This is a genomic window from Nocardioides sp., assembly GCF_035481145.1.
Lineage (GTDB): Bacteria > Actinomycetota > Actinomycetes > Propionibacteriales > Nocardioidaceae > Nocardioides.
This window is the reverse complement of record NZ_DATIHB010000061.1, coordinates 23,979-30,762: the sequence shown is the minus strand read 5'-3', so window position 1 is coordinate 30,762 and position 6,784 is coordinate 23,979. Positions and strand designations below refer to the sequence as shown.

The 6,784-nt window shown below is 65.3% G+C and carries 6 protein-coding genes; 1 reads left to right on the top strand and 5 read right to left on the bottom strand.

Annotated elements, in window-relative coordinates; translation table 11 throughout:
• Nucleotides 1-190 precede the first annotated feature (190 nt).
• Together VLF38_RS17365 and VLF38_RS04960 are read right to left on the bottom strand one after the other, a co-directional pair.
• Nucleotides 191-697, bottom strand: coding sequence for a Mov34/MPN/PAD-1 family protein (locus tag VLF38_RS17365; protein ID WP_414689365.1), 507 nt, complete (start codon nt 695-697; stop codon nt 191-193).
• Entirely contained in the window at nt 646-2,367 is a 1,722-nt protein-coding gene (locus VLF38_RS04960; protein ID WP_325270174.1) for a ThiF family adenylyltransferase, read from the bottom strand. Before VLF38_RS04960 ends, VLF38_RS17365 begins: the two co-directional genes overlap by 52 nt.
• Nucleotides 2,368-3,078: 711 nt before the next feature.
• On the opposite strand from VLF38_RS04960, the gene VLF38_RS04955 reads away from it, so the two are divergent.
• The gene (locus VLF38_RS04955; protein ID WP_325270173.1) at nt 3,079-3,609 is read left to right on the top strand and encodes a hypothetical protein; all 531 of its coding nucleotides are present in this window, start codon (nt 3,079-3,081) and stop codon (nt 3,607-3,609) included.
• A gap of 317 nt (nt 3,610-3,926) precedes the next feature.
• Here the strand turns inward: VLF38_RS04955 and VLF38_RS04950 are convergent, their stop codons facing one another.
• Genes VLF38_RS04950 through hchA form a run of 3 tightly spaced genes read right to left on the bottom strand, consistent with a single transcriptional unit; the run spans nt 3,927 to nt 6,723 of the window.
• Nucleotides 3,927-5,000, bottom strand: a complete 1,074-nt coding sequence (locus tag VLF38_RS04950; protein WP_325270172.1) for a phosphotransferase family protein — start codon at nt 4,998-5,000, stop codon at nt 3,927-3,929.
• A 23-nt stretch (nt 5,001-5,023) separates the two neighbouring features.
• A complete protein-coding gene (locus tag VLF38_RS04945; protein ID WP_325270171.1) occupies nt 5,024-5,857 on the bottom strand; it encodes an SDR family oxidoreductase in 834 nt (277 codons plus the stop codon).
• Nucleotides 5,857-6,723, bottom strand: coding sequence for a glyoxalase III HchA (gene hchA / locus VLF38_RS04940; protein WP_325270170.1), 867 nt, complete (start codon nt 6,721-6,723; stop codon nt 5,857-5,859). Before hchA ends, VLF38_RS04945 begins: the two co-directional genes overlap by 1 nt.
• Nucleotides 6,724-6,784 lie beyond the last annotated feature (61 nt).

Here is a 6,784-nt window from a genome sequence, read left to right as displayed (position 1 = left end):
CCGCCGCGGGGCCCCGCGCTCCGGGCTGCGGCTAGCGCCGGTCCCTCCGCGCACCCCGCGGCTGAGTGTGCCCAACGCGGGCTGAGATTCGCGACACTGCGGCCCGAGCCTGCCTTGGGCAGCTCTCAGTCGACTGTGGCACCGACCCTTGCCGCACCGAGCAGACCTCACACCCACGCAAGGCGCCGCTCTAGATCACCTCGATCTCAGTGAACGAGAGTGCTCTGGGGAACGTACCGGAAGGCAGACACCAAACTTTCGGCGTAGACGACGGAGTTGGGCCGACGATAACCATGAGCGGACGTCTCTGCCTGGCGCGACCGGATCGCCGGATCCGCCGCATTGTCCGACGATCGCGGGCGCTGGGAGCCGGGGCGCCACCTGGGTGGGTATGCCAGTCGCCCAAGTACGTGACCACCCTTCCGGAGGCCGTGTAGGTCTCCGCAAGCCTCTCCAGCTGCCAATCGTGGTCGGGTGAAAACGAAGCGGGTTTGTGTACTGCGCATGGACCCGGACCGACGACGTCAGTCACCACGACTTCGACCCCGGCCCAATAGCCCAGCAGCATGCCGCCGGTTTCCTGATGCGGCCATCGGCCAGCTTCGGTCCTTATCTCTTCAAGGGCCGAAGCAGCTATCCATACAGCTATTGATGATTCGGACAACTCGGATGCTTTCCCAGTTCGTAGCCTGTCCACGCGGGAAGGACGAGGTCGCCGGTGTCGCTCCGAAAGCGCACCGTTGCCAGGTTCGTTGAGGTGTGTCCGTAGCCGTCGGGACCGGTCAGGTAGCTCGCAGCGAACCGCGCCGCTTGAGAGGCAATTGCAGCGAGGTCAAACGCTGTTCCCGTGTACGTCGGATCTCCGCACCCGGGTGGCTGTACGGCGGGGTCCGAATCCTCGGGGAGAGCTGGGATTGTGTCGGTCAGATGGTGCTGCCAGCACATCCAACACGCCTCGGTATCGGGGTGCTGGATGGCGACGATGCCGGACCAGACCCCTGGAAGCGCTTCAGCCCGTATGTATGCGATGTCCCGCGATCGGGCCTGATCGGACAGGTAGTGCTGAGCGCTCAGGTCTGCTGTTGCATCGATGATCAGATCGACGTCGTCGAGCGCACTGCCTAGCGTGTCCATGTCGGAGCCGCCTGGAGCGTCGAGGAGCGACGTTCGTGGCGCGCCGATCCGATGCAATATGCCGAACGGTTCTGTGTACGGCTGTGTTTCGACGGTCGCCCGCACGGCCTCCGTAGCCTTTGGTCGACCTGCCTTTCGAAAGGCCCCGGGATTTCGGATCGCGGTCGCGGCGCTGCCGATATCGCCATCCACGTACACGATCTTCTGAGGGCTCATCGTGGCCAGGTACTGGGCGAGCCAACCACCGAGACCGCCAAGTCCGACCAGCATGATCTTGGAGGACGCGATGGAGCGGAGTCGCGGCTCGCGCAGGAACAGGTCGAGGTGGCCTGCCTGCTCGACTCGAATGGTCCGCTCCGCAGTCCACGGCTTGTGCACTCGTTGGCGCTCGCGGATGAGAACGATCCAACCCTGCCCCACGGAGCGGTGACCCACCTCCTCGGGGAATCCGACGAGCACGATCTGGCGATTCTTCCGAACGTTGCCCGGTGGGCGCGCGGGGGGAGCATCAACCGCGGGAATGTCCGTGAGCACACCTTCGACTGCGCGCCACCAAGCGCCGGAGTCCACAGATTCCGGCGGCGATTCCAGATGAACCCACGGAATGATTACGGACCCGAAGGCTGCGTCGGGCAGGTGCCGAGGAGGCGTGGAGGTCTTCGAGAGGGACTGACCATTCGCCACCAGCTCAACTACGTGACCTCGAAGTGGATCCGCGCTCGTGTAGATCAGGGCCGCCCGGCCGCTCAGTAGGTCCTGCCGCGACAGATCGGTCGGCACAACCATCAACTCTTCGTGGTTTGCAGGCTCTACGTAGCAGCTAAACGGCTCTGCTTGCGCGACCTCCAGGTCGAGTATTTCGCTCGCCTCCGTCTGCACGGTATTGGCGGCGACGAATTTGGGGATCTGTTCGCGAAGCAGCGCGGCCAATGTGTCGCTCGGCCGCCAGGCTCCGGCGCCTGACTGAAGCAAGCAGTACTCGTTCGTGGCGGGGTTGAAGTGATGGTGAAAGCCCAGGTTCGGGCCGGCGACGTGCGGTTTGAAGTAGGGGAACTCGTCTGGATAGGTGGCAACTAGGGTGCAGCCGACGCCATCGATCTCGGTCTCGACATGGACCTGGATGACGCGCCGGTCTTCGCGTTCCTTCTCATCGAGTACGAAGGCGAACCCAGCCGCCTCAAGCGAGGCTAGCTCTGACTCGAGGCGACCGGGGGCGTTGTCGTACCAGGTCACTTACGCGACCGGTCGATGAGGCGGCGTGGGCGGGTCAACCGGTCCGGGGTGCGGCGGCTTCGGCGGGTGCGGCGGCTTTGGCGGGTGGGTCGGATGGTCGGGATGCGAAGGGTGATCTCCGGGCACTTGCACTCCTATGTGTTGATGAGGCCGGCCGATGGGCCGGCAGCCGCCGTAAGGTTGCGGTTGCCATCAGTGTGCATGGGACCACCGACACTTCATCGTGAACTGCTTCCATCCGCTGAGGGCCGGCCCACCCAGAACAGAGAAATGCCACCCACACCGGCAGGGGCCGTCCAGGTCGGCAACTAAGCGGGGGAGCCACACAGGGTCAATTCTGCAGCGCCCCAGCGGTCCCGGTCGGCGGTGGTTACCCACAGTGGAGACGCCGACACCATCTCCGGGGCCGCCCCGAAGCCTCACCCTGGGCGCCTGGTCGCGCTTGTCAGTGGTCACCGCCGGCGAAGACAGTTACCACCGCAGGTGCAGCACGAAAGTGCAGCAACGCTGCAGCGGTCCCATGCTGTCAACGGCCGATATCGAGCACGCGCCGCGCTCAGATTGGGCCTACAGGCGCCCGTGGCTCGACATGGCATGCAGGATCGAGCGGTCCCTTTTTGAGGCTGGGTGAGCAGCCAAAGCGTCTCGTCTCGGCCGACGACATCCAGAAGGATCGCCGCGCCTGTCGGTAGCTGGTGCGACTCTCATCGCATGGTTGAAACCTTGCTCAGTGCGGTCACGGCCGGCTCAACGGTGGCTGCGGTCCTCATCTCCTTGTACGTCTTGCGCGCCCAATTGGGGGAGCAGCGAGAAGCCCGCGAAGCCCGTGAACGTGAGGACGCGGTCCGCGTCAGCTGTTGGGCGGACTGGTCGTCGGAAGAAGTGCAGCTCCTCTCCGGTGCGGTTTTGCGTGAGCCCGTCGTGCACGTCTCGAACCGGACCAGCGAACCGGTGTTTGGCGCGTTCTTCGACTATCGGGATCAGCTGGATGGGCACCCCGTACGTGTCGACGTCGGAACCGTGCCTCCTGATGCGACGAGGACGGTCGCGGTCCGTATCCCCACCGCGGTTCGGAGCGAGCAATGGGAGCCCGCTCAACTGCTTCCCACGTTGTACTTTCGAGATACCAGCAATCGCTGGTGGCATCGGAACACCATCGGACGTCTGGAGCGTGATCGCGGTTCGGCCAGCGACGACTTCTTCGTATCCGGCGGTACCTTCGCCGCGGTCACGGATAGGTAGCACATGCTTGCCAGGGGCACAGCCAGTCCGCAGGCAGTCCGCAAGATTCTCAACCCGGCCTGATTGCAGTCAGCTAGAGCCAACGAGTTTTCGCTGGTCAGCACTGGTTTGCCAGCAACAGCCAACAATGACCGTTCCTGCGGGCACTGTTCCCGGCCTATGAGCCAGCCCTTCCGCTTGTACCCGTCTGACCTGCGCAAACGCTTCCCGGGGGCTGGCACAGTCCGCAAATCGGCGGACTTGTGTCCGAGGTACTTCTGGAGCGCCTTGTACGCGCCGCGGTCCGCGTCGCCGGCGGTGCGACTTGCCCCCTTTTCTCAGGGCGTCCAATCGCTGAGGATCGCCAAGCCTTCATCAGCCACGCGGGCGATGTCCGCGTCGACGTTCTCGAACGACTGTCCGCCCATCGTGCCTGCGGCTGAGCGGGCCGCCACCCCCCGCGCGATCACGGCGAACTTGAACCGTGAGAGCGCCTGGTAGAAGGGCAGCGCCGACAGGTCCCGCCCGGTACGCCGGGCGTAACCGGTGACCAGGTAGTCGCGGTCGGGGAAGCCGCCGAGGCTGGTGACGCTGGGTACCAGGGGAACCTCCGGCTCACCGGGCAGCGACCAGTAGAACAACCACAGGGACAGGTCGGTCAGTGGGTCGCCGAGAGTGCACAGCTCCCAATCCAGGACGGCTGCGACCCGACCCGGATCGTCGCGGTCGAGGATGCAGTTGTCGAGCCGGAAGTCGCCGTGCACGATGCTGCCCGAGGGGTTGTCCGGGACACGTGCGGCGAGCCGTCGACCGAGTTCTTGGAGGCCACGGAGGTCCGCGGTGCCACCGGTCGCCTCCGACTGAGCGGCCCAACGCCGTACCTGTCGGGAGAGGAACCCTTCGGGTCGGCCGAAGCCATCCAGACCGACCTCTATTGGGTCGATGGAGTGCAGGTTCGTCAACTGGTCGAGCAGGGCGTCTGCAATCGCTCGCTTGCCGACGACGTCGTCGGCGTAGCCATCGGGTAGTCGGTCCCGGATCACCCAGCCATCCACCTCGCGCATGACGTAGAACGGCACTCCGAGAACCTCGCCCGACTGGTCGAAGAGCACGATCTGGGGAACCGAGAGCTGGCCCGCCAACGCCCGCTGGACACGCGCCTCCCGGCCCATGTCATGGGCACTGGGCAGCAGTTCCCCGCTCGGGGGACGCCGCAGGACCAGGCGACCAGCGGTGGACGAGAGCGCGAACGTGAGATTGGACTTGCCACCAGCGATCAGCTCTGCACTGAAGTCGCTCCATGCGGGGTCGCCGGTTGCCTGCGCGAGCGCGGGTCCGAGGAGGTCTGGACGCAGCATCTCGCGCCAGCGGTGCTCCGCGTCATTCGCCTCGAGGGCGATCTGCTCACTCAATGGGTCCACGCCTTCCCGCATGTTCATTCACTAATCGAGGCACTCAGCCGCGCATAACGGTTCGCTTCGTCGATTACCTGGCTCAGCTTTGACTGGAGGGCGCCGAGGGCGTCGGTGCCGAGGTAGAGCCTCGAGGGTGGGCTATCCATGCGCGACAGTTCGACGAAGGCTTTGCCCACCAGTCGGGGGTCGCCACTCTGGTTGTGGTTGAGCCCGGTGTAGCCGGCCACGGCGCGGCGCACCCGTGGATACGCCGACTGTGCTCCCTCCTCGGCCCCCCTCGATGAGCTGGGATCGAGAAAGTCGGTGCGCACCCCGCCCGGGCACACCGCAGTCACGCGGATGCCCAACTCGGCCGCCTCGGCGGCCAGCGCTTCTGAGATCATCAGCACCGCCGCCTTGGTGGCGGAGTAAATGCCCGTCGCCGGTCCCGTCACCGACGCCGAGATCGACGCCAGGTTGATGACGTGGCCATCCCGCTGTTCGCGCATGATCGGCAGCACGGCACGTTGGACCGCGAGCACTCCCATGACGTTCACATCGAAGTTGCGGCGCACCGCCTCGTCGGTCAGCTCCTCCACGGATCCAAGCAGTGAGTAGCCGGCGTTGTTGACAACGACATCGATCCGGCCGAAGCGGTCGAGAGCCTGATCAACTGCATTCTGGATCGAATTGCTGTCGGGAATGGTCATCTCAACGGCAAGGAAGTCGTCGCGACGCCTGAGTTCCTCGGGGAAGTCCGCCGGCCGACGAGAGGTCGCGACCACCCGGTCACCGGCCAGCAGGGCCGCACGGACTGTCTCGAGGCCTATCCCCTTCGATGCGCCGGTGACGAACCAGACGCGCGACTCGGGCATCAGGTCGCGGCTCCACGCGTGGCAACCTCTGCCAGCGTTTCCACGGCGAGCTTGCCCAGGGCGTTGGCCGCAAGAGGGCTGTCGCCGGTCAGAACGAGCCGGTCGCGGTGGACCCCACCGGTCATGTCGTCGTTGACCACGTTGATCCCGTTGTCCTGCAGCGTCTTCGACAGAAGCCAGGTCATCTGCCCGGGCAGGTATCCGATTTCGACATTCGGGCCGGTGTCGAACGAGTCCGGGAAGGCGCACACGCTGTAGCCAGCGAAGAGGTTCTTCCCGTCCTCGTCGCGAGCAGAAAGCAGCGCCGCCGGGCCGTGGCACAGCGTGATCACCACGCGGTCGTTGGCCAGCGCCCAGGCCAGTGCCGCCCCGATGTCGGGGTCGTCGGCCATGTTGATCATCGCTCCGTGCCCGCCGGGCACGAACACGGCCGCGTAGTCGGAGTCGGGGCCGAGCTCGCCTGAAAGCACGGCAGAGAGCTTCTTCGGGTGTTCGGTCTTGGACCGGAGACGCTCGTAGGCATCCCTCACCGCCTCGTCCTCGCCGGGGAAGGCCCAGAACTCGTACTTCATCGGGTTCCCGGACGACGTGGCGACTTCGATGTCGTAGCCCGCCTGTTCGAGGTGCAGTACGGGCAGCAGGGTCTCGACCGGGTGGTTGCCAGTGGAGAACCATCGACCGTTCTGGAGCTCGAGGTAGCGCTCATCTGCACCAATCAGCAGGACCTTGCGCCGCGTGGAGGTCGTCCGCTCGTGCTCGGTCGCGTCGTAGTCGCTGCGCGGCGGCACGTAGGCCCCGAGTGAGTAAGGGGAGGGGAAGAACGCATTGTTCTCGGCGCGGTCGGGTGTGGGCTCTTTCGACGTCATGTCGGATCCTCTCGCGGTGCATCTGTTGGTTGGGGTTTGTCGCTCACATCTATTGCAGTGG